The sequence below is a fragment of the Tessaracoccus bendigoensis DSM 12906 genome, assembly GCF_900141915.1.
Taxonomy (GTDB): domain Bacteria; phylum Actinomycetota; class Actinomycetes; order Propionibacteriales; family Propionibacteriaceae; genus Arachnia; species Arachnia bendigoensis.
Map to the genome: position 1 here is coordinate 32,703 of NZ_FQZG01000023.1, position 22,849 is coordinate 55,551.

General features: G+C 68.6%; 22 protein-coding genes. 3 read left to right on the forward strand and 19 right to left on the reverse strand.

Going from position 1 to position 22,849, the window contains the following annotated elements:
• Positions 1-9 precede the first annotated feature (9 nt).
• Together BUC15_RS07735 and BUC15_RS07740 are read left to right on the forward strand one after the other, a co-directional pair.
• Complete coding sequence (locus tag BUC15_RS07735) at positions 10-1,068, forward strand: PfkB family carbohydrate kinase (protein ID WP_073186945.1); 1,059 nt, start codon at positions 10-12, stop codon at positions 1,066-1,068.
• Positions 1,065-2,450, forward strand: a complete 1,386-nt coding sequence (locus tag BUC15_RS07740; RefSeq protein WP_073186946.1) for a phenylacetate--CoA ligase family protein — start codon at positions 1,065-1,067, stop codon at positions 2,448-2,450. The genes BUC15_RS07735 and BUC15_RS07740 overlap by 4 nt, the downstream gene beginning before the upstream one ends.
• Here the strand turns inward: BUC15_RS07740 and BUC15_RS07745 are convergent.
• From BUC15_RS07745 to BUC15_RS07775, 8 genes are all read right to left on the reverse strand, one after another.
• A complete protein-coding gene (locus BUC15_RS07745; protein ID WP_073186947.1) occupies positions 2,404-3,195 on the reverse strand; it encodes an ATP-binding cassette domain-containing protein in 792 nt (263 codons plus the stop codon). The two genes, BUC15_RS07740 and BUC15_RS07745, sit on opposite strands and share 47 nt — an antisense overlap.
• Positions 3,192-3,992, reverse strand: a complete 801-nt coding sequence (locus BUC15_RS07750; RefSeq protein WP_073186948.1) for an ABC transporter ATP-binding protein — start codon at positions 3,990-3,992, stop codon at positions 3,192-3,194. The genes BUC15_RS07745 and BUC15_RS07750 overlap by 4 nt, the downstream gene beginning before the upstream one ends.
• Complete coding sequence (locus tag BUC15_RS07755) at positions 3,989-4,867, reverse strand: ABC transporter permease (protein WP_217652162.1); 879 nt, start codon at positions 4,865-4,867, stop codon at positions 3,989-3,991. The genes BUC15_RS07750 and BUC15_RS07755 overlap by 4 nt, the downstream gene beginning before the upstream one ends.
• A complete protein-coding gene (locus BUC15_RS07760) occupies positions 4,864-5,829 on the reverse strand; it encodes an ABC transporter permease (protein WP_073186949.1) in 966 nt (321 codons plus the stop codon). The genes BUC15_RS07755 and BUC15_RS07760 overlap by 4 nt, the downstream gene beginning before the upstream one ends.
• A 42-nt stretch (positions 5,830-5,871) precedes the next feature.
• Positions 5,872-6,792, reverse strand: coding sequence for an ABC transporter substrate-binding protein (locus tag BUC15_RS20385; RefSeq protein WP_217652163.1), 921 nt, complete (start codon positions 6,790-6,792; stop codon positions 5,872-5,874).
• Positions 6,683-7,414, reverse strand: a complete 732-nt coding sequence (locus BUC15_RS20390) for an ABC transporter substrate-binding protein (protein WP_217652164.1) — start codon at positions 7,412-7,414, stop codon at positions 6,683-6,685. Before BUC15_RS20390 ends, BUC15_RS20385 begins: the two co-directional genes overlap by 110 nt.
• Before the next feature lie 122 nt (positions 7,415-7,536).
• Positions 7,537-7,971, reverse strand: a complete 435-nt coding sequence (locus BUC15_RS07770) for an OsmC family protein (RefSeq protein ID WP_073186950.1) — start codon at positions 7,969-7,971, stop codon at positions 7,537-7,539.
• 116 nt (positions 7,972-8,087) lie between these two features.
• Positions 8,088-10,817 (reverse strand): tyrosinase family protein, encoded by a 2,730-nt coding sequence (locus BUC15_RS07775; protein WP_175558272.1) that lies wholly within the window; start codon positions 10,815-10,817, stop codon positions 8,088-8,090.
• A 492-nt stretch (positions 10,818-11,309) separates the two neighbouring features.
• Between BUC15_RS07775 and BUC15_RS07785 the strand changes: the two genes are divergently transcribed.
• Positions 11,310-11,492, forward strand: a complete 183-nt coding sequence (locus BUC15_RS07785; protein WP_139280151.1) for a hypothetical protein — start codon at positions 11,310-11,312, stop codon at positions 11,490-11,492.
• 29 nt (positions 11,493-11,521) lie between these two features.
• On the opposite strand, the gene BUC15_RS07790 is transcribed toward BUC15_RS07785, so the two are convergent.
• The 11 genes from BUC15_RS07790 to BUC15_RS07840 all read right to left on the reverse strand — a co-directional run bounded on the left by BUC15_RS07790 (position 11,522) and on the right by BUC15_RS07840 (position 22,515).
• Positions 11,522-12,082, reverse strand: coding sequence for a hypothetical protein (locus tag BUC15_RS07790; RefSeq protein ID WP_073186954.1), 561 nt, complete (start codon positions 12,080-12,082; stop codon positions 11,522-11,524).
• A 15-nt stretch (positions 12,083-12,097) separates the two neighbouring features.
• Positions 12,098-13,531, reverse strand: coding sequence for a type IV secretory system conjugative DNA transfer family protein (locus BUC15_RS07795; protein ID WP_073186955.1), 1,434 nt, complete (start codon positions 13,529-13,531; stop codon positions 12,098-12,100).
• Positions 13,528-13,968, reverse strand: a complete 441-nt coding sequence (locus BUC15_RS07800) for a hypothetical protein (RefSeq protein WP_139280152.1) — start codon at positions 13,966-13,968, stop codon at positions 13,528-13,530. The genes BUC15_RS07795 and BUC15_RS07800 overlap by 4 nt, the downstream gene beginning before the upstream one ends.
• Before the next feature lie 268 nt (positions 13,969-14,236).
• Positions 14,237-14,773 carry an outer membrane protein assembly factor BamD gene (locus tag BUC15_RS07805; protein WP_073186957.1) on the reverse strand — a complete coding sequence of 179 codons (537 nt, stop codon included), beginning with the start codon at positions 14,771-14,773 and terminating at the stop codon, positions 14,237-14,239.
• A complete protein-coding gene (locus BUC15_RS07810) occupies positions 14,770-16,233 on the reverse strand; it encodes a M23 family metallopeptidase (protein ID WP_073186958.1) in 1,464 nt (487 codons plus the stop codon). Before BUC15_RS07810 ends, BUC15_RS07805 begins: the two co-directional genes overlap by 4 nt.
• Positions 16,233-17,540, reverse strand: a complete 1,308-nt coding sequence (locus BUC15_RS07815) for an ATP-binding protein (RefSeq protein WP_245787921.1) — start codon at positions 17,538-17,540, stop codon at positions 16,233-16,235. The genes BUC15_RS07810 and BUC15_RS07815 overlap by 1 nt, the downstream gene beginning before the upstream one ends.
• Positions 17,541-17,712: 172 nt before the next feature.
• Entirely contained in the window at positions 17,713-19,218 is a 1,506-nt protein-coding gene (locus BUC15_RS07820; RefSeq protein ID WP_073186959.1) for an SCO6880 family protein, read from the reverse strand.
• Positions 19,199-20,668, reverse strand: a complete 1,470-nt coding sequence (locus tag BUC15_RS07825) for a hypothetical protein (protein WP_073186960.1) — start codon at positions 20,666-20,668, stop codon at positions 19,199-19,201. Before BUC15_RS07825 ends, BUC15_RS07820 begins: the two co-directional genes overlap by 20 nt.
• A 1-nt stretch (position 20,669) precedes the next feature.
• The gene (locus BUC15_RS07830; RefSeq protein WP_073186961.1) at positions 20,670-21,443 is read right to left on the reverse strand and encodes a hypothetical protein; all 774 of its coding nucleotides are present in this window, start codon (positions 21,441-21,443) and stop codon (positions 20,670-20,672) included.
• Positions 21,444-21,445: 2 nt separating this feature from the next.
• Positions 21,446-21,778: a hypothetical protein gene (locus tag BUC15_RS19430; RefSeq protein WP_139280153.1), complete on the reverse strand. Its 333-nt coding sequence runs from the start codon at positions 21,776-21,778 to the stop codon at positions 21,446-21,448.
• A complete protein-coding gene (locus BUC15_RS07840; RefSeq protein ID WP_073186962.1) occupies positions 21,775-22,515 on the reverse strand; it encodes a hypothetical protein in 741 nt (246 codons plus the stop codon). The genes BUC15_RS19430 and BUC15_RS07840 overlap by 4 nt, the downstream gene beginning before the upstream one ends.
• Positions 22,516-22,849: the final 334 nt, after the last annotated feature.

A 22,849-nucleotide genomic window follows, 5' to 3' on the forward strand; every position in this document is an offset into this window, starting at 1 on the left:
GGGGCATCAGTGACCAGAACCCACGGCATCCACCCGTCTGGCGACACGCACGCACGGCAACTGGACCTGCACACGGCATCTGTCCAGTCAGCCCACCCGTCCCAGGCGACCTCGCACGGAGGGCCTTCCCCGGTCATCGTGATCGGCGATCTCTGCATCGACCACAACACGGTGGGCAGGCAGGCCCTCGCCTCGACGTGGGGGTCACCGACGTTGTTCATCGCCCGGCACCTTCGGCTGGAGCATGGGCTGCGCCCCGTGGTCAGCGGCCCCTACGCCTCGGATCTGCTTCCTTTCCTCGACGAGTTCGCCTGCGACCGGGGACCCTCCGGCCAGCGCTCCTTGTCCTACAGGAACGTGGTCGAGCCGACCAGGCGAACCAGCAACGAGCGCGTCGCCGACCAGCAACGAGTCCAGTACTGGCGCCCCGCCGACCGCCCACTCCAGCCCATCGCGTGCCAGCCTCTTGGGGGGGCCTTCGACCTGCTCTACTTCTGCCCACTGGTCCCCGACCGTGATCGAACCGACGACATCGAGACCATCGCCGCGGCACGCCAGGACAGACCCCCCGTCCGCGTGCTCCTGGCCCAAGGCCTGATGCGAACCAGCGGCCCCACGACCCACGACGTCTACCGGCAGGTGCTGCGTCGCGACATCGATGACGATGAGGCCGCGACGTGGTCCTGCTTCGACCTCGTCGTCTTCTCCGACGACGACCTGACCGACGCCCTCGCCAAGGCCACACGCTGGTCAGCAAACGACGCCGCGCGGGACACCGGCTTCGTGGTCACCCAAGGACCACGCGGCGCCACCCTCTGCCACCACGGCACCGCAACACATATCCCGACGCAACCAGTCGCCGACGAACTGGCCCCAGTCGGAGCCGGCGACGTCTTCGGCGCCACCGTGGGACTCGAGTTCCACGCGGCATACGTTGCCGAAGGCATGGACCGATTCGGGGCACTGCTGCGAGCGGTGGCCAGGGCCACCGAAGCGGCCTCGACATACGTCGGCGCAGGTGGAACCCCTACTGTCCCGGAGCCCGTCATTGTTAGGGGCCGGCGATGACAGCCCTGTTCGGGGAGCTGCTGGTGACCCGTGCGAGGACCCACCGGCATGATCGATGGACCCGCACCCAGCTCGACACCTACCAACAGCGGATGCTGGCGCGTCTGCGCGACCATGCCGGCCGCCACTCGCCCTTCTATGCCGACCAGCATCGCGGCATGCAGTCGGCATCGCTGGCGCAGCTGCCGCCCTTGACCAAGACGCAGCTGATGGCGCAGTGGGACCGGCTGGTGACCTCTCCGGTGCTTCGCCTCGATTCGGTGACCCGCCGGTTGCAGGATCTGGAATCCCTGGGTGGTGATCCCGGACAGCCCTGGCAGGGTCGGTGGTGGACAGCGGCCACTGCCGGCTCAACCGGCCAACGGGGCGTCTTCGTGTGGAACCGTCGCGAATGGATCCGCATCCTCTCCTCCTACGCGCGGGTCAACGACTGGGCCCAGGTGAAGGTCGGCCCGCGTCGACCTGTGCCGACCGCGATCGTGTCCACTCGCAACCCCGCCCACCAGTCAGCGGTTGTCGGCGCCTCCCTGCGCAACCCCCTGGCCCCCACCCTCCGACTCGACGCCACACAGCCCATCGAGGCCCTGGTCGAGGCGCTCAACAGATTCCAGCCCCGACTACTGGTGTGCTACGCCTCAATGCTGACGCCACTGGCCGAAGCCCAAACCGCCGGGAACCTCCACATCGCGCCGGAGAAGGTGATCACCGCCTCCGAAGAGCAACTCCCTCCAGCGCGGCGGGCTGCCATCGACGCCTGGGGCGTCCAGGTGATCGACACCTACGCCGCCACCGAAACCGCCACCATCGCGTCGACCTGCAGCCACGGCTCGATGCACCTGTACGAGGACTTCGTCATCATCGAACCCGTCGACAGCGCCTACCGGCCCGTCCCCGACGGCCAACTGGCCGACCGTCTCCTGGCCACCGTCCTGTTCAGCCGCACCCTGCCGCTGATCCGCTACGAACTGACCGACTCGATCCGGCTGGCCACCGAACCCTGCAAGTGCGGACTGCCGTTCAGGTGCCTGGACACCGTCGCTGGCCGCACCGAAGCGACCCTCCGCATGCACAGCCGAACCGGAGAACCCGTGCGCGTTCAGCCTGGCCTGTTTCACGACGCCCTCGAACCGGTAGCCGTCCACGGCTGGCAGGTCCAACAAACCACCGAGGGGATCACGGTACGAATCGTGGACCCTGACCGACAGGTGGACCTGCACCAGATCACCCGCCGACTCAGAGCCGGCCTCGCAGCCGCCGGCGTCAGCGACGACATCCACGTCGACATCACCGCAGTTCAGGGCCTTGCCCGCACCCCGCTCGGCAAGGCCCCCCTCATCATCGGCCAGAAGCAGGAGCGGCCGGGAGGCGAGGGATCGCGTTGATCAGTTGGCGCGTGTAAGCCTCCTGTGGGTCGTTCAGAATCGACATCGTCTCTCCCGCTTCGATGGCCTCACCGTCCTTGAGGACCACCGTGGTGTCACACAGGGCCGCGACCACGCTCATGTCGTGGGAGACCATCACGATGCTCAACTGTCGCTCGCGGCGGAGTCGGGCCAGCAGCTCGATCACCTCGATGCGGGTGGTGACGTCCAGGGCGCTGACCGGCTCGTCGGCCACCAGGACGGCCGGGTCGGTGACCAGGGCTCGCGCGATGGCGATCCGTTGCCGTTGGCCTCCGGAGAACTCGTGGGGGTAGCGGGCGAGGGTGTCGACGTCCAGGCCCACCTCCTCGATCGCGGCCGCCACTCGGGCACGCCGCTGGGCCGCGGTTCCGCCGATGCCCAGCGACAGCAGCGGCTCGGCGACGATCCTGTCGACGCGCATCCTTGGGTCCAGTGAGGCGTAGGGGTCCTGGAACACGGGTTGAACCGTTTGGCGCAGCTCGCGCACCTGGCGGCGGTCCCGCACATTCAGCTCCGCCCCGTCGAACAGGACGCGGCCGACGGTGGGCTGGTGGAGCGCGAGCAGCAGTTTCAGTGCGGTGGATTTGCCTGAGCCCGACTCGCCGACGATCCCGAGGCTTTCGCCGTGGGGCAGCGCGAAAGTGACGCGGTTGAGGGCGGGGTCGGTGGCGCCGTGGTAGGTGAAGCCGACGGACTCGAAGGCCAGCAGTAATGGCGTGGTCACGAGACCCTCCCCGTGGTCAGTGCCTCGTCGAGTGCGCGGGCGCTGCCGACGAGCCGGAGCGTGTACAGGTCGGTCGGTGCGTGGACGATCTGATCGATCGGACCCCGTTCAACGATCTGGCCTCCCTGCATGACCAGGGCGCGGCTGACGGTCTGTGAGACCACGGCGATGTCGTGGGAGACGAACACCAGCCCCATCCCATGATCGACACAGAGTCGACGGATGAGGTCGAGGATCTCCGCCTGGACGGTGACGTCGAGGGCGGTGGTCGGTTCGTCGGCGATCAGCATCGCCGGGCGGCAGGCCAGAGCCATCGCGATGGCGACGCGCTGCCTTTGTCCGCCAGAGATTTCGTGGGGGAACGCCCGCGACAGCCGCTCGGTGTCGGGTAGCGCTACCTCCGCCAACGCCCGCTCGACGGCGGCGTTCAGCTCATGGCCGCGGAGCCCTTGGTGCCGCCGGAGGGGCTCGGCGATGAGTTCGCCGACTCGGGTGAGGGGGTCGAGCGCGGTTGAGGGGTCCTGGAAGATCTTCGCCATCCGGCGTCCCCGGATTTCCAGCAACTGCTTCTTGGAGGCTCCGATGATCTGGGTGCCGTCGACGCGAATGGATCCTGAGGCCGTCAGTGACCGGGGCAGCAGGCCGAGCAGCGCCAGGGTGGTGACTGACTTTCCGGAGCCGGACTCGCCGATGATCCCGATCCGTTCGCCTGGGTCGAGGCTGAACGAGATGGCGTCGACGACGCGTTTGCCGGATCCCGCGACCGTGATGGTGAGGTCCTCGACCTCGATGGTCATCTGCGCTCCCGTCGGGTCGGATCGAAGCGTTCGCGTAGGCCGTCGGCCAGGGAGTTCGCCCCCAGCACGATCACCAGGATGACCACGCCTGGGGCGACGGCGCCCCACGGGGCGGTCAGGACGGTGCTCTGCGCGCCCTGCAGCAGGCGGCCCAGCGACGAGTTCGGTGGTGGGACCCCGAGTCCGAGGTACGAGAGGCTCGCTTCCGCGAGGACTGCGGTGCCGAAGATGAGCGCGGCGGTCACCACGAGCGTGGGCCACATGTTGGGCAGCAGGTGGATGAACACGATACGCAGCCAACTGGTGCCCGACGTGCGGGCAGCGGTGACGAACTGCCGCCGCAGCAGCCCTTTGGCCAGGATGCGGGTGAGTCGCGCCACCACCGCCGAGGCTGCCAATCCGATCGAGACCACCGCCGAGGTCAGGCTGGCGCCCTGCATGGCGCCGATCAACATCGCGAGCAGCAGGGTGGGAAAGGCGATCACCACGTCCAGGAGAGAGGACTGCACGTCGTCAACCCAGCCGGTGGCGAACGCGGCGATCAGGCCGACGATGACGCCGATCGCCATCGCGATCGCCATGCTGCTGAGACCGACCGTCAGTGCAATCCTCGTGCCCACCATGACGAAGCTGGCGGTGTCGCGGCCGAGCTTGTCCGTGCCCAACCAGTGATTAGGTCCGGGTGGTTCGAGGCGTCCGCCGGTGGTGTCGGCCAGGTCGTAAGGCAGCCAAAGGAGCGAGACGACGCCGATGATCCCCACTGCCGCCAGTAGCACCAGGCCGATCAGGAGGCTCACCGGCAGCCCCCGCCGTCGAGCCGGGGCCGGGGCGATCGGCTCCGGGAGTGCGCTGCGGATCTCGATCCCGGCGCTCACGCGTGCGCCCCGGAGAGGCTGGACCGCAGTCGCGGATCGACGAAGCGCTGGGCCACGTCGGCCGCGAAACCGACGATCAGCACGAAGAACGTTGTCACCAGGAGGATCCCCTGGATGCTGGGATAGTCGTGCTGGGCGATGGCTTTGGTCAGCATGCTCCCCAACCCGGGCAGCGTGAACACGCTCTCCACCACGACGGCGCCCAGCAGTGTGGACGCGAGCTCGATCCCCAGGATCGAGATGACAGGCACCGAGGCGTTGCGGACCCCGTGGCGCAGGAACGCCTCGCCGAAGCCGCTGCCCAACGCCTGCGCGTTGCGGAGGTAGTCGCTCTCCAGGACATCGAGGGTGGCCGACCGGACGTAGCGCACCAGCGAGGCGGTCATGACGATCACGATCGTGGTGGCCGGTAGGAAGAGGGAGCGCAGCGCCGCGAGCGGGTCCGCCCAGCCCTCGCGAGGGAACCCCCCGGAGGGGAACAACCGAAGCTCCAACGCGAACAGCCACACGAGCAGGATCCCGATCCAGAAGACGGGCACCGCGATGCCGAGCTGCGCCACAGCGGTCACGGCGACGCCGAGCCGCGTGTGCGACCGAGCCGCGGCGACGTACCCGATCACGCTGGCCAGCAGCACGGAGATGGCGAAGGAGATCAGGGTCAGCGGCAGCGTCACCTCCAACCGGGACACGATGTCGGGCAGCACGGGGGTGCCGGAGATGAACGAGGTGCCGAGGTCGAGTCGCAGCACGTCTCCGACCCACTGCGTCAGCTGTTCGTGGACGGGGAGGTTGGAGCCCACCTGCTGCTGGGCGGCCTCGATCTGCTCCGGGGTGGCGTCGACGGAGAGCAGCGCGTTAGCCGGATCGCCGGGCAGGAGCCGCAGCAGGACGAAGATCAGCAGCATCGCCAAGACGAACGACATCAGCAGGAAGGCGGCGCGCCGGGCCAGGTAACTACCCATGGTCCGGCACACCGCCCTCCTGTGTTGCGCGGCTCAAGCCACTCAGGCCTTGGTGATGTTGTACACGTAGAACTGCGAGTTCAGGCCGTTGACCGGGAACCCGGAGACCTCGCTGCTCGCCACCACGATCTGCGGGTAGAGGTAGAGCCAGTTGCTGGCCGCCTCCGTGGCGATTATGGTGTTGGCCTCCTTGAGCTTGGCGGCCTGCTCCTCCGGGGTGGCGGCCTGCTCGGCCTCGCCCACGAGACGCTGGACGTCGGCGTTGTCGAAGCCCCAGTAGAAGTCCGGGTTGCCGTACCAGACCACGTCGCGGTCGTTTACGTGCTCCTGCAGGGTGGCCTCGAAGGCCCGCTCCTTGAACACCACGGAGTACCACTCGTCGGCGGTGATCACCTTGATGTCGACGGTGATGCCCACCTTCGCGAGCTCGGACTTCAGGAACTCGGCCACGGCCGGGTGCGGGTCGTAGTTGGGCGTCTGCAGCGTGAACGTGAAGCCGTCGGCCAGGCCCGCCTCGTCGAGCAGCTGCTTGGACAGCTCCGGGTCGTACGGGTTGAGGGAGGTCAGGTCCTCGTACCACGGGTCCGTGGGGGGCACCATGGAGCCGATGAGCTGGCCGCGGCCGGCCCAGATGGACTCCAGCAGCTTGTCGCGGTCGACGGCGGAGTACACGGCGCGACGGACGCGGGCGTCGTCGAACGGGACCACGCGGTCGTTGAACGCCAGCAGCTCCTTCGTGGTGGAGGTGCCCTCGCTGATCTGGAAGTCGTCGTTGCCCTCGAACGCGGTCAGGGCGTCGGGGCTCTGGATCGTGGTGACCAGGTCGATCTCGCCGGTCAGCAGCGCGTTCGACTCAGCGCTCGCGTCGGTGAAGTAGTGGAACGTCGCGCGCGTTCTTCGCCGGCTCGCCCCAGTAGTCGTCGTTGCGGACGATGCTGAGTGTGCTGCCCCGCTGCCACTCATCGAACACGTAGGGACCGGTGCCGTCGGCCTCGGTCTTGGCGTCGGCGAGGTCAGGGTTGACGATCCACACGTAGGCCATCAGGTAGGGAAACGAGATGGAGCGGTCCTTCAGCGTGAACTCGACCGTCTGGTCGTCCGGGGTGGCCACCGACTCGACGACGGCGTAGCTGCTCTTGCGCGCCGCCTGGGACGCCTCGGACGTGACCCTCTCGAAGCTGGCCTTCACGTCGGCTGAGGTGAGCTCCTTCCCGGAGTGGAAGGTGACCCCCTCCCGGAGGGTGAAAGTGTAGGTGAGGCCGTCGTCGCTGACCTGGTAGTCCTCGGCCAACAGATTGGTCAGCGAGCCGTCGTCGTTGAGCTTGATCAGCGACTCGTACACGTTGCCGTTGAAGGCCTCGGTCACACCCTGACCGCCCGCATCGACGTTGCTGAGGTTGCTGGGCTCGTACAGGGACCCGATCTCGATCGACGCCTCCGCGTCGAACGCCGCCGGGGCGCTGCCCGCGGACGACGAGTCGACGCTGGCTGTCTCGTTAGCGGAAGGACTGGCGCACCCTGTCAGCATGAGGCCGGCGGCCAACATCCCTGCCAGGGCTCGCACGATGTGACGTGGGTGATTCATTAAAAGGTCCTTCCGGTATGGCTCGCGAGCTTTGCCTCGCACGACTGCCAACACCCGCGGAGGCAGAATCATTCCTTGTGAAGATCGATTTCGCCGCAGGCGGACGACGTGCCGCCCTCAGCTCAGACGTCGGAGCCCCTCATTGTGACAGGGGTGCCGAGCTCGATGGTCCGCGACACCGTGCACAGCCGATCATGCGCCTGCTGAATACCGCGCCCCAGCAGGAGGCGTGCGCGATCCCCGTCCTCGCCCTCCGGGAAGGTGACGCTGAAAGTCACCTCGATGTCCTCCAGCCGGTTCCCTGTGGAGTCCTTCACCTTCGATGCCTGGACGTCGACATTGAACGAGTCCGGCTCGGAGCGACGATGCGTGATCAGATCTACATCGATCGCCCCGCAGCCGGCGATCGCCGCCATCAACAGCTCCACCGGGGTGAACTCGCTGCTATCTCCGCTCCCGATAGAGACAGTGCCCCCGCGCTCGTTCCGGGCCTCGAAACTCAGATGACTCAAGCGCCTCACCTGCACAGCAGCGGGGCGACGGGTCTCTTCGATCACTAGTCCTCCTTCGTCCCGCACAGCCTAGGACTTCCGGCCAACGGGGCTGAAGGCTCTTACTCGCTCATCCTCCGCCCGCCACCTCGCGTTGGCTCAGAGCACTGATGAGTCGCTCCTCATCCGCACGCTCGTTTGACGCAGCGTGTGATGACGTCGGGGTCCACCTCGTGGCGTTTGAGGAGGTCGCGGATGTTGTCGTCCCGGAGCAGGCATAGCAGCAGCCCGCAGACGTCGATGCCCGACGTGCCGGCCCCTGTGCCGGGGTGGGTGACAACCGGTGGTCTGTCGTCGCCCCGGGCCCAGACGGCCAAGGTTCGTAACTCTTCGCGGGTGAATCGGGTTCCGCGGAGGTCGGCGCCGGCGGCGCTGACCAGGATCCGGTAGACCCCGGAGACCGAGGTCGGGATCTCGCCGCGGTACAGGCCCGGTTCGGCCCCGGCCAAGGTCACCGTCGACGTGATGCCGGTCGGTGAGGTCACACCGGCGTGAACGGCGGCACGCCCCGAGAGGGGCACTCCGCTGTCGGTCAGGGTTACCTCGAGCCGCCCAGGGTGACCGGGGAGCCGTGACTGCTGGCTGAGCGCGGCTGTCATCCGCAGCGCGCTGCGGGCCTGAACGCTGAGAGTGAACGGGACGCCGTGGGTGTCGACGGCCCCCAGAGTGCGCTTGAACACCTGGTCGCCGCCTTCAATCTGGCTCAGTTCCTTACGCAGCCTGGCTAGCCGGTTCTTGAGGTCACCCTCGTCGACCGTCAGCACCGCCTGCCATTGGCCCGCCGCCCTGGCAGGTGCGGGGAGGACGTCGGCGGGCACGACCCGGAGGACCCTGAACGCGTCGCCGAGTGTCTCGTCGGCGCCGGCGCCGGCCGTGAGGCTGGTTCCGTCGGGGGCGATGATCTCGACCCGAAGTACCGCGGTCAGGTCGCCGAGGAGCAGGACGTCGGTGCGGATGTCGGCGTCGGTCAGCTGGAACGGGACGATCACCTTCCCGCCGACGGGGACGACTCCCGTCGGGTCGACGACGATGGCGGCGTTGGTGGCCCCGGCCAGGACCTGCGCGAAGTACTTCTGCAGGAGAAGCTGGTCGTCCACGCCGGGGTTGCCGGTGAGGAGCAGGTATCCGCCGGTGCCGTTGGCGATGTCGGAGAGGGCGCCGGGGTTGAGCTGGTCGGCGGTTCCCAGGCCGATGGCGAACACGCGGCTGTTGACCGAGGCGGAAGCCTGCTCGATGGTGCGTTCGGCGGTCTCGTTGCCGTCGGTGAACACGATGGTGGCGGTCGAGTCGTAGCCTGCGGCGACGGGGGCGAGCTGCGCGGCGGCAGCTTCCAGGCCGTCGCCGATGGCCGTCATACCGGCGAGGTTCGTGGCCGTGGTCGAGATCGCGTTCAGGGCGGCAAGTCGTCCCGCCCCACCGATGGTGGGCCCGGCGTCGACGACGGCGGTGACTGGGGCAGCGTCGGTGTCGAACCGCACCACCCCGACCCCGTCAGTCGGGTCGAGCAGGGCGACGAACAGTGGCGCGGAGTCGTGCAGGACTCCCATCCGGTCCTTGCTGGGCAACCCCGATGGCAGGCTCATGCTGCCCGAGGTGTCCAACACCAGCGACGTGGCCACGCTGGGGTTCGGCACCACCGTGGCCGTGATCGGCACCGTGAACTCCTGACCGGTGGGAGACACAGTCACGGTCAACGTTCCCGTATCCGCCGTCCCGGCCGAACCCGGCGTGTACAGCACCCATACCAGCAGGTCGGTCACCCCGAATCCCTTGGTCTCGGGAGAGGTGACCGAGGCGGACAGCACCGTGAACGGGGAGGTCACCGACGCCGCGGCGGTGACCGTCTCGCATCCGCGCACCCGGAGCCGTAGCGCACGGGCAGTCGGCAACTGCTCCACAACATCGACGAAGCTCAGCGCGGCAGGCGGTATCGGCGCGATCTGCTCCACGGTGAGCGGCAGCGTGTCGTAGCACGGTGGTCGCACGACCGAGGGATGACGGCAGTCCTTCACCTCGATCAGGGGCGAGGCGCCGATCCACGGCTCCATGGGCGCCCCGAACGGGACAGTGCCGTCCCATGGCTGCAGCGGGTGTTGGATGCCACCCTCTCCGGTGGTGGTGGCCTGGTCCCCGTACACCTGGCCCGGATCGAGGCGCCAGTCCTGACCGGGAATGGTCTGCCACTGGGCGAACAACCGATCCACGTTCGAGTGCAGCAGGAACACGAACGGATCCTCGAACGCCTGGTGCTGACCGCCGATGTCCCCGCCGATGTAGCCGTGGGCGAAGCCGTGGGCCCCCTCAAGGGCCACCCGGAACGCAGTCCACTGCTGCGCCTGGGCGATCCCGTTGCTGGAATCAAGGATGACCTGATCCGAGGCCAGGGCCGGGTTGCCCACCGATGCGGACCGCTGCACCGACTGAGGGGGATCGGCCGGATCACCGGTGTCCTCCCGGCTGCCAGGCAGAACGCCACCGTTGTGGAGACTCGCCAACGCACCATTCAACATGCCGCTGAACGTCCCGAACAGGGACGGATCGGTCAGGTCAACCGTGCCGCCCTGACCGTCTGAGGCGGTCCGAGGGTCCTCGGTCCAGTCCCAGTAGTGCAACGCGACGTCCGGGTTGGACTGCCGCAACAGCGCCTCATAGCGGTTGACCAGCTCGCGGTGCCACGGGATGAAGGAGTTGTCACCGTGGTTGTGCGTCGCCTGGTGGATCTGGTCCTGCTTGTCCCAGTAGGAAACTCCGTCTGAGAACGCGTGCAGATCAGCCTGCAACACGGCGTCGACGTACGCCTGACGCTCCGAAGCCGAGAGATGGGCAATATTGCGCCGAACCGGATGAGCCATCATGAACCCTCTTCACCTGACCGAATGGACCTGACACCACAAGAGGAGACCGTCGCAGCCGCGGTGATACGCAGAATGGCCACCGCCACCGAAGTCCTCAGGACCGTGTAACTCCGATCGTCGGGTTCACATCGCTCCACCTAGTGGAGGGGCTGGGGCAGCAAGTGGACCCAGCGGTACCTCAACGCCTTCCCTACGGGGTGAAGGGGGGCAGCCGTCCGCGTGTAGGTCAGCCGGCGCGACAGGAATGGGCGGCGGTCCACGACCGTACGGTAGGCCTCGGCCATCGCGGATTGTCGCTGTGCGATCTTGTCGTGGCACCCCTCGGTCATGTGCTGCTAGCGCTTGCCGTCTCGGAGGTAGGCAGGCGAATCGCGACCCCTGTGTGTCGAGGACTCGTCTAGCGCTGAAGATGTCGGCACTGCTGCGTACCGTCCCACCATGACCATGAAGCGATCTGAGTTTGGGTCTCTCGGCGATCGTCTCGGACGAATGCCAAGGGTTCTCGACGATCAGCGGGTGCGTCATGTTTGGCTCGACAGCACCTGCCCTGCCTTGGTGGTTGACCGCCGCAAGACCGCCGGCCGCTGGGAAGGGCAGGTGGTGCGGGTCGAGGACGGTGAGTTACTGGTGGGCTGGGTCAGCGGCGACAGGATCTCCACCATCGAGCTATAGCCCTCTCCCCTCAGCGCGACCGAACGCCTCTAGAGGGCCCTGAGGGTGACCGACTCCTCACCGTCGTCGGAGGTCAGGTCGCAATCGTCCCGAAACAGCCGAAGGCGCCGGGCCGCGGCGTCATCGTTGGCGTGGCGGGTGTGGGCGGCGCGGCCGGGCCAGGGCTGGTGCTTCTCCTCACAGGCGCGGCGCTGATCCCGGGTCCGGTCGAGGTAACCGGGCAGCGCGTAGCGGTGCCACTCCTCCAACGGCAGCGGCCCGGTGGCTTCGCCGGCCTGGAATCTTAGGAACGCCAGGGTGCCGAGTTCCCGGACCAGGGGTGGGTGCTCGGGCCAGCAGGCGGGGGTGTGGTCGGCGGAGTACCAGGCGTGCTGCGAGTTGAGCCAGAGCACGAACGCGTCGAGCCACGTCCAGCAGTCCCAGCGCAGTTCCGGGTCGGCGATGGTGGTGATGTCCCAGATCCTGGGCAGGATCTCACCTGTGGCCATGATCTCCTCAGCGGCCTCTCCCCCGCGGGCGAAAGCTGCAAGGTCGATGTAGGCGGCGAGCATGCGCTGTGTGAGATCGGGAAACGGCAGTAGCTGAGCCATAGCGATTCAGGTCCTTCAGTCGGTGAGGCCGAGTTGGCGGGCGTAGGAGTGCGCCATGGCGGTTCTCTCCCCCGGGCTCATCAGGCGGGCGTCGGGGGTGTTGGTGATGAGCCGGCGTGCTGCGTGCTGCTGGTCGAGGAGGCGTTTGCCGGGTTTGCCGTCGATGGCGCGGTGGAGGGTGGCGAGGATCGGCTTCCCGTTCTCGGCCACCACCAGCGCGGTGCGGGTGGGCAGTTCGCGGAGTTGTTCGGGTCGGATGACGGGGGTGTCTTCGCCGTGGGTGGAGATCGAGCCATGCTGACCGTGCTGTTGATTCCGTCGGGTGATCCGGCGGGTGCCGAGGAGGTCGCTGATCTCGCGGTTGAACCCGGCGTCTTTGGAGCCGCCGAAGATGATCAGGCTGTTGGTGAGGTCCTTGATCGCGCGGGCCTGCTGCTCGCCGAAGATGCGGGTGAGCTGGGCCCAGGTTTGGGAGGCCCAGATGAACGAGATCCCCAACGCCCGCTCGTTCGCCATCCTGGTCGCCAGCGTCGGCAGTGGTGCGGTGGAGGGGAGTTCGTCGAGGCAGGCCAGCATCGGCGGACACAGCCGGCCGAACCCACTCTCGTGGCCGAGCTGGAGGGCGGTGTCGAGGACGTGTTCGGCGACGGCGGTCATGAGCGGTGAGGCGGAGACGTAGGGGTCCTCTCGGCCCAGCAGGTAGATGGTGCCACGTCTGCGGATGAGGTCGGCGATGTCGACGGCCGGCCGGTCGTCGCTGGGGACGCAGCGTTCCCGGCGATCCTTAGTCGCGAAGAGCGCCAGTGCTTGGTCGACGGTGGATTTGGTGTTGCCGGCGGTGCGCTCATCGGTGTTGCTGACCGCGCCGGCGAGGAGGCCGGACCAGTTCGGTTCCGCCATCGGATGCGACCGGAGAATCTCCGAGGGCAGGGTGGCGGTGCGGGGGTTGGCGGACCATTCCAGGACGTCGTTCAACGTGTAGCCGGCCAACGCCGCGGCGTGGAGGTAGCACTGGATGACTTTGGCGGCTTCGGCGGCGTAGAAGCGGGCGGCGGAATCGGCCCCGTCTCCCCCGCTGCCGAGGGTGCCGACGCAGAACGCTTTGGCGCGCTTCTCGGCCACGGTGGCGTCGACGCAGCCGTCGATCGGGTCCCAGATCAGCTCCGGCAGCCCTGGCGCGGCACCGAACGGGTCGAGCACCGCAACAGGGCCCTTCGCTTGGCGAGCGGCGAGGGTCAGCAGCAGGTCGTCGGGTTTGGTGAGGGTGACAAGGGCGGCGCCGGGGGCTTGGAGGAGGGCGGGGGTGAGGATGTCGAGGGTCTTGCCGGAGCCTTGGGGTCCGATGACGCCGGCGGTGCGGTCCCATGGTTGCCACAGCTGCACCCCGACCGGGACCTTGCTGGTGCCGATCCGCCACCCAACCTCGGTCGGCTCAAACCGACGCCTCATCGCCGGTGGCCCTTCCGGTACAGGTCGGGGCGGATCACGGCCCGGGTGGCGCGGAGCCGGCCGAGCCCGAGGAGCTGTTCGGCCTGCCCGGTGGTGGCCATGCCCTTGAAGCGGCGGCCTGCCGTGACGCGCAGCGCAAGGACGATGGCGGCGGTCAGGCCGGCGATGAACAGTGCGCCGGCGATCGCCCATGCCATCCAGACGGCGGCAGTGCCGTGGGTGGTGAGGCCGGCGTGGAGGTTGCCGGTGAGGATGCCCCAGCTGCTGGTGACCAGTGCGGCCGACGGTGGCCAGTGCCAGCCGGCGCCAGCGGCGGCGAGGGTGAGGCTGCGGCCGGCCTGGAGCGCGACCACCCCGAGGAGGGCGACGAGGGTGAGGGCGCCGACGGCGGGTTCCCAGGTCCAGGCGTGGCCGTCCTCATTCTGCGAATCTGTCATGCCCTGAAGAACCCGGACGAGACCAGTCCACAGCGCGAACGCATTCAGCACAACAGCAGCGGGGCGGCCGGTTCACGGGCCGGGGAGCACGGAAGCCTCCGGCGATGGGAGGTCGCTGGAGGCTTCCGGCTGGATGGTGTCGATGGACGTCGACACCGCTCTGGGTGTGTCTGATGGACGCTACCCGGCCGGGGCGGGACCGGGATACCTACCATCGGCTGCCGTTCTAGCGCAGCGCGCCGCCTGTTGTTCCGGTTGGGTGGGCTTGTCAGGTGGTGATGGCGATGGCGATCCAGCCGTGTGTGCTGTCGGGGTCGAGGATCAGGGTGACGTCGACGGCTGTGCCGGTGTCGAGGCGGTGGCGGGTGGTGATCTGCATCTGATCGGCGTCGACCACGTGGACTGGGCCTTGCTGGATGCCGGCGGCGGGGGTGAAGCGGGGGTCGTCGAAGCTGTCGATCAGCGCCTCCGCCGCCACACCCTCGAGACGTTGACGGCGCTGCTGCTGATCGAGGGTCAACCAGCCGACGATGAATGTGCTGGCCGCGGTGACCGCGGCCGCGATCTGGGTATCCCCGGGCGGGTCGTGGGGATGCGCGTCGGCCATCGGCGTGGTGGTGTCGAGTTCGTCGACGCCGACCCATCCTTCCTCCGGGTCGCTCTCCCCAACTGATGCCGGCGAGGGAACCAGAGCTGCGGTGGTCTCGACCGGGGTGGGCGGCTGGTTCGGCGTGGAGCTGCAGCCGACGAGCAGCGCGATGAGCACGGCTGCGGTGAGGAGGCGGGCGGCTGGGTGTGGGGTCATGGGGTGAGTCCTCGGGTGCGGAGCCAGCGGTCAGGGTCGGTGGGGATGCCGGCGATTCGGACTTCGAGGTGGAGATGGGGGCCGGTCACGTTCCCGGTGGCTCCGACCTTGCCGATGACGGTGCCGGCGGTGACGCGTTGGTCGACGGTGACGTGGATGGCGGATTGGTGGGCGTAGTAGATGACGGTGCCATCCGAGGTGGTGAGGGTGGTGAGGTTGCCGTAGGCGCCGGCTGGGCCGGTGCGGGTGATGGTGCCGGCGGTGATGGCTTGGATGGGGGTGCCGGTGGGGGCAGCGAAGTCGAGGCCGGTGTGGGCCTTCTTCCACCGGGGTCCGGTGTCCCCGAAGCGGGAGGTGAGTCGGTAGCGGTCGACCGGCAGCACCACCGAACCGGATCCGACCGCGCTGGTGCCGGTTCCTTGGGTGCCGTGGACGGAGATGTGGACGTGGTCGAGGTGCGCGGCGGAGGGGTCGGGGCCGGTGTAGCAGGAGGCGGCCTGGCCGCAGCGTCGCCAGCCCTCGTCGGCGCGGGCAACCGACCAGAGGTGTTCGCGCCAGATCACATAGGTAACGCCGAGGGCGGTGTCGTTGGTGCGGGCCCATTCCGCGATCTCAGTGCCGAGGGCGATTCCGGCTGGGGAAAAGTAGTTGGGGATCATCACGTCGACGGCGCGACCCGAACCGTGATCTTTCGGGTCGCCGGGTCGGACACCGAGCAGCGATCGGATCTGCGGCCAACGACTGTGGATGCAGCGCATCACGCGCAATGCGTCAGGGGTCTGGCCCCGCTCAGACGGCATTCCCGTCGGTGCACAGTCCAGGCTCGGACCCATCGGGCCGCAGTTGGCGAGGCCAGCGGGCTGCCCCGCGAACAGGGCGACGAGGGTGCGGGCGAGGCCCTCGTGTTTGGCGTAGGCGTCGGGGTAGGCCGACACCTGCACTGCCTGGGCAGCCTCGGCAACCGACATGCGCTGCCAGCCGTCGATGTCGGTGAGGCCGGGGATGTGCCAGCCGGCCGTGGTGGTGTGCCCGGAGTAGAAGGTGCGGGCCTGGTAGGCGTCGTCGGCCAAGATGCGGAGGTTCTCGGCTTGGGTGGTGCCGTCGGCGTACCAGCCGACCAGGGAGCGTTGCTGGAACAGGCCGACGTCGCCATCGGAGTTCGGGTTGTGGGAGGCGGGGTGGGCGCCGAGGACCGATTCCTGCATGGCGGTGGCGATCCCGACGACCGCGCCGGCAGGGCCGGCGCCGGTGTCGAGGGCCGTGGCGTAAATGAGGGCGGCGCGGTTCATCTGCCCTGCATCCAACTCGATACTGGCCGGGGTGTCTCCGGCCCAGCCTGCGCACATGGCGCTGACAGTCTGCGTCGCTGTCTGAGGTCCGGCCAGGGCGCCGGCGAACACCAGGATCGGCGCCAGCGGCACCGTCAGCGCCGCCCCGATGACGACCAGTGCCTTCCACATCAGGTCTGCAGTTTCTGGTTGGTGTCGGTGAGGGGCAGTTCGAGATCCGCGTGGAGAGTGAGCGCGACCTTGTGGAGGCGGGGACCCACCGCGATGAGGGCTCGGCCTTTGCCGCCCATGGCCCAGCCGGTGACGATGTCGCGGGCGACCGGCCCCAACTCGAGGAGCTGCTCCAGGTCGTCGGCGACCTCCGCGTCCTGCCCGAAGAGGACCTTGATGTCACCGAGGTGGAGGAGGTCCTTGGCGATCTGCTGCGCCTGCGACCCCGCATGCCCCGCACCGAGATAATCGGAGGGTTTGTGGGCGTTGGCGATCTCAATATCGCCATGCGACCTCGACAGGCGGAGATCTGCGTCGAAGGAGGAGACGGCGCCGGTTCCGAGGCGCAGTTGGCGCCAGACTTCGTCGCGGACGTTGATCCTGCGCCGGCCACTCACGTGGCGCATGGCGGTGCCCCACGAGTTGAGACACATCAACGCCATCCCGACCGCATCGTCACCCAACGGCATCAACCTCGACAGCGACAACGATTGGATCGGCGCGTTCCAGTCGATGGTCACGGTGGTGGGGGCGTCGAAGATCCCGGCGAACACACCCGAGATCAGTTGCGCGACCGCGTCGCGCAGGAGGCGGGTGTCGTCGAGGAAGGTGTGCCGGTCGGGGTAGCGGAGCTCGGCGATCAGGTGGTCGCTGGGTGAGTGGAGTTGCTGCCAGACCTGCGGGATCACGATCGGCCGCAGCTCGCGGGTGTCGGTGGTGTGGGTGAGCTCAACGAGGACGGCTTTGAGGACCTGTTCCTCTGTCGGTCCCACCGCCACTTTCCTGTCGCCGATGCTCTGGGATCCGATCAACGAGCGGAGGAGGACGAGCCAGCGACCGAAGATGATCGCCTGCCTGCGGTGCTGCTCCTCCTTGTCGAGCTGGCCCCAGTTTGTGGCGAGGGGTCCGGGGTCGAGGGGGTTGAGGCGGGTGGGCATGCCGGGGCCGATCGCGAAGGGTTCGACGCCGAAGTGGCGGCACATCAGCTCGTACTCGTCCTTCGGATCCCCGAGGATCAGGGCCTGGTAGCCGAACGCGAACATGCGATTCAAGAAGGCCTTGACCCACGCGGATTTCCCGCGGCCGGGTTTCCCGAACACGAAGATGTTGGGGTTGGTGACGGGGATGGCGTCGTTGAGGACCCAGCCGTGGGGGTCGACGTAGAAGGTGGCGCCGTTGCTCATGTCGGTGCCCATCGGGGCCCCGGTCGGCGGCAGAGGGCTGGCGGTGAGGAAGGGCCAGAACACTCCGGCCTGGTCGGAGGTCATCTGGTACCGCTTCACCGCAGGCCGTGACGCCACCCAACCCGCCCCCCTCGCCGGGCGGCCGCGCCAGGAGGGGGTGGAGGTGAACTCGCGGGCCGGACGCGCTCATCGGGCTGGGGTTTGGTGGGGAGGTCGTGGCCGAAGTCCGCGAGGAGGCGGTTGATGCTGCGGGCCATCACTGGTGCCTGGTGGTGAGGCTGACCCCCAGGGGGAGGGTGGCGGTGACGAAGGCGAGGTCTTGGGACATGTCGAGGCGCTGGGGGGCCATGCCGCCGCGGCGGATCGCCGCATCCAGCCGGCGTCCGAACTCCGCCACCGGCGCGGTCGCGGGGACGGTGGTGGAGCAGAGGGCGTAGGGGTGGCTCAGGGTGGCGCCCATCGCGAGCTGCACCTCGACCCGGTCCAGTTTCGCCTGCCGGCGGTGGTCCTTGGCGCCGGTGCGGACCCCGAGCCGGTCCTTCAACCCCTGGCCGAGGCTCTGGCCGAACTCCTGCTGCGCCGCCTTCCGATCCGCAGCCGACTGCTTCTCGATCGGGAACACCACCGCCACACTCCGCCGCTCCACAGCCTCGCTTGGGGCCAGCACGTGTCCCCACCCGCCCATCGTCGCGCCACGCTCGGGCAGCTTCACCGTCGCAGTAACCGTCGCCCACGCATCATGCGCATAATGCCGGACCGCCGCATACGCCTGCGACGGGCCGGCCAACGCCCACGGCACGGAAGCGTTGACCGAAGCGTCTGCGCTGGCGTCGTGGGCGGCGGCCACCAGGCCGGCGCGGTCGCCGGGGGCGAACCCCAGCCGCACCGTCTGCGCGAGTTCCGGGGAGGTGAGCCAGGTCACCTCTCTGGCGCCCATGGGGCCGGTGACTACTGCTCCGATCTCGGCGGCCAGGGAGAGGAGGGTGTTCATCCGGCCATCGGTGGCGCCGCCCATGTGGCGCGCCTCTTTGCTGAGGCGATTGTCGGGGATGACGAGGGTGATGAACGCTTCGGTGCGGACACCTGCCTGGGACCAGCGCAGGTGCTCGATCTGCGTCGCCACGCTCGTGACAGGTGCATCGGGGGTGATGTTGGCGCGGAGCCACAGCTCCCGCTCAGTGCAGTCATCCGGCGTGGCGCGCACCATCAGGTGAATCTCTGAGATCAACTCGCCTCGGGCTGCGGTGTCCAGCAGCTCGGTCAGGCCATCGGCGTACCGGCTGCAGAGGGCGTCGGTGGCCATCGCGATCCCGTCATGCTCGATCCGGGCGGTGATCGCCCACGTCCGCACTGCGCCGTGTTTGATCACCGCGACCCGGCGCTGGGTCAGGCCGACCGGTGGGCCGTCGAGGACCTCGACGCCGGTCAGGGCACCGGGCATGTCCAGCTCGTCCAGGTCGCGGAGGGTTCCGGTGGCGGCCTTCGACCGGAAGGTCAGCCACCCGTTCAGGCCGGCGATGGCGAACGCCGTAGCGGCGGCGAGCCAGCCGACGGCCGGGCGGCCGCCGAGGGGGACGACGGTGAGGAACAGCAGCAGGAGCCACACCGGCACCCACAAGACCCCGGCCAGCCAGCGCTGGGAGCTGATCGCCATCCACGCCGGGAACGTCGCCACCGACAGGAACAGCAGCTGGGGGACGGTCAGCCCCCAGATCACGCCGGCCTTCGGGGTGGTGAACGCGTCAAAGGTTCGTGCCGCCATTGTGGTCCTCCGCTTCTCTCACAGCCACAGGAGGCTGCGCCGCACGCTGCGGCTGGGTCGATGTGACGGCGCCGAGCTGCGCCGGATGAGGAGCGCGGCGGATGTCGCCTGCCGGGTCGTACGGGTAGGACGGGTCCCCGGCCCCCATGCCGGAGGTGGTGTCGTTGACCAGCCCGGTGGCGCGGGCGCCGACCTGCTGGAACCCGTCTACGAGCTTCTTCGCGCCGAGGATCACCCCCGCCGCCACCACCCCCACCGGCCCAGCCACCGCACCCACACCAGCAGCACCAGCGGCCGCTCCCCCACCAGCTGCAGCACCCGCGCCGGCTGCAGCACCCCCAGCAACGCCAGCGGAGCCGCCCACGGCTCCCCCGGCTCCGCCGCCGCCGGCCCCCGCCGCGGCAGGGCTGAAGCTGGAGCTCTGCGCCGCGGCGGCACGGCTCGCGGTGGCCGACTCCCCCGCACCAGCAGCACCCCCACCACCAGAGCCTCCGCTGCTGCGGGTCACAGCGGTGTGGGCGTGGCCGGCGGCCGAGGATGCGCCGGTGGTGCCGGCCAGGCCGGCGCGGAACGAGGCCCCGCTGGTGGTGCCCGGATCGACGAACGCCAACAGCCGGAACAGAGCCACCGGGGAGAGGGCCGCGACGGCGATCATCACCACCGACGGCAACGCCAAGGCGACGGCCTCCTGGCCGGAGTCCTCCATCCCCAGCGAGACGCCGGTGGCCAGCTGCACCCCCAACCCGAGCATGAGCGTCATCAACAGCGGCGCGATAGCGGCGGCATGGAACCAGCGAAACGCCTTCCAGAACCATGATTCGAACGGCCTGTACATCAACCCGGCCGCGGCGATCGGTGCGGTGGCGGCGATCACGATCAGCGACACCGCCCGACCCAACATCACCACCAGATGCGCCAACCCGGCCAACCACAACACCAACCCCAGCAGCAACAACACGGTGGCGGTGGTGCCGGTCATCACGCCCTCGGTGAAATCCAGACCCGTCGGCTCCCACTCGCCCAGATCCGCTGTCCCCAGCAGCTGGATCCGCAGCGCCGTGTTGAGGCCCTCGACCGCGGTCACCAGTGCGGCGCCGTAGGTGTACCAGAGGGTGCACACCAGCAGAAACTTCACCGCCCCCCACATCGCAGCGGCGAGGGAGAGGGCGTCTCGGCGCAGCACGGTGCCGACCAGCTGCACGATCAGCAGGATCAGCGCCAGGGACAGGCCCAGCCAGAGGGTGAGGCCGTAGACCGACCACAGCGCAGACGAGGACCCGTCGGGGTTGAGGTTGGGGGTGAGGAACCAGTCCCCCAGCTGCAGGATCGCCCGCATCACCCACAACCCGGCCCCCCACACCGCCATGCAGATCGCCACCCACGCATCCACCACAATCTGACCCCCCGCCGCGGCCAGATCACCGAACAACTCCCCGATCTGCTCCCACATCTCAGGCGTCCCGCCATTGCAGCCAGCCCGCCGCGACAGCGAGTTCGGTGCCCGGCCACGTCGACGGCCCCGGCACCGGATGCGCACCCTCCGCGATCAGCCAGCGGCCGTCGACCCAGGTCATGCGTTCGCAGTGCCCATAGGCCAGGCGGGCCTGGTCGCGGAACGTGTAGGTGATCTCCACCAACACACACACCACATGCCAGCCGTCGCCGTCAGAGCCCTTCACCAGGCCCGCCGAAGGGATCACCGTCAGTGACGCCCCCGGTGGCAGACCTGCCGGCATCTTCCCGGCGGTCAGGAACGACTGAATCAACCCCAACACCGGCCACGACCCCACCGAGCCAGTGGGGTCCTCGAACCAGGACTGCTGCACCCGCTGCGCATGACCCAGATCCATCGAGCCCAGGACGGAGACCAGGATCTCCCCCAACTGCCCCACCGCACCCTCCGCCGTCTGTGGGTAGCCAGTCGGGATCCCCTCCGCCCCGACCTGATCAACCAGGGGAATGTTGATCGTCGGCAACGGGCCGAGGGCAGGGGTGCCGCCCGTCGCGTCCGCCGGCGACGCCTCCAGCATCGGGGCGGCCGCGATCTCATCGCGGATCGAGACGCCGCCGGCCGGCAGCGAATCGACGACCCTCGCCGTCGTGGGGGTGGTGGGGTCGTCAGCGACGGCGAAGTAGACGGCGAACCCCAGGCCGGAGAGCAGCAGCAACGCCACCGACGTGACGGCGGCCAGCAAGGTGAGGTGCGCGCGATCAGGCCGGATCATGGCTAGCGGGTAACGCAGCCGTCGCCGAGGAACCCCGACAAGATGCCCGGGATCACGAGGTAGAGCAGGGCGGCGCCGAGGACGACGAACACCCCGATCAGGCCGCCCTTCGACACGTGCGGCATCGAGAACACCTTGCCCATGATCACCGCCGCCACCGCCGCCAGGATCCCCGCCGGGAACGCCACCCACACCAGAGCCCACGAGAACCAGCCCAGGAACTCGTCCACCAGGACCTGCGCCCCCGCCGGCGCCACCGGGCACACCATCCCCCGCCCCTCCGCAGGCACCACCACACCCGCAGACACGGCCTCGGCTACGAACTGAACGATCATGAAATTTCCTCCACACACGACTTGATAACATCGACCGCGGACCGCAGCCGACGAGGAAGCGGATCGGCAGTAACCCCACCAACCCGAAGAGACGCACATTCCGGCACCAGCAGCAGCCGCCCCTCGGCCGCTGCCGCGGCGCGCAGCCTCGGCCCGCACACCGAACCGACCGGCTTGGGCAGCACCCTTCCCGGGACACCGGTGATCACCGGCACCACCCGCACACCTTCGAGGGTGTCGAGGCGGGCGTTGAGACGCCGAACGCTCGGCACCGAACACGCCGCCACCACTACCAACACCGACACCGCCGGCAGAGGCTCGGCCCAAGCGCCGAGGTCCAGGACCGTGACCCCTGCGCTGGTGTCGGGGAGGATCGTGGCGTCGGGGTCGGTGCGGCGCTCGAGCCGCAGCCCATCGCGGGACCCGATACTCCAACCGTCCTCGAGGCCGAGTTCAGCCGACGACGCGGCCGCCAACCCCGAGGTGTGCGGCGCGGTGAGCTCCACCAGGCGGCCGGCGCCGAGGGCCTCGGCGATCGCCAACGCCACGGTCGTGGTCCCCACACCACCCGAGACACCGACCACGCCCACCACCACCTCAGCCGCAGCTGGCAGCTCCGCCATCGCTGCTGCGGTGGCCGTTTCGGGTCCGGGGGTCGGGTCGGTGGTGAAAGCGCCGGAGTGGAGGGCGGTGTAGGCGGCGCGCAGCTCAGCCAGCGAGAACGTGGCGGTGGTCATCGCTGCGCCCCCAAGGCGGCCTTCAGCCTGAATCCGTGGATTGGCTTTCGGACGGGTTTCTGGAGGGCATGGTCCCGGTGTTTTGACGCTGTTGTGATTTTGGGCGTGATGGATCTGCTGGTTTGCCCAGCTTTTCCACTTTGTTTGGTTCCTTGGGTTTGGCCTGGCGGGGGCGGGATGGGCAGGTCAGGCTGATAGTGGTGGCCCGGTGGTGGAGGGGAACACGCTTCGCCAGAGTTGTAGCCATTGGGGTGCCCATGGCCAATGCTCGGGCAGGTGGAGCCAGGGTCGGCGTTGTGGACGGGCCAGTCGTGCAGGCACGTTGATGATCTGG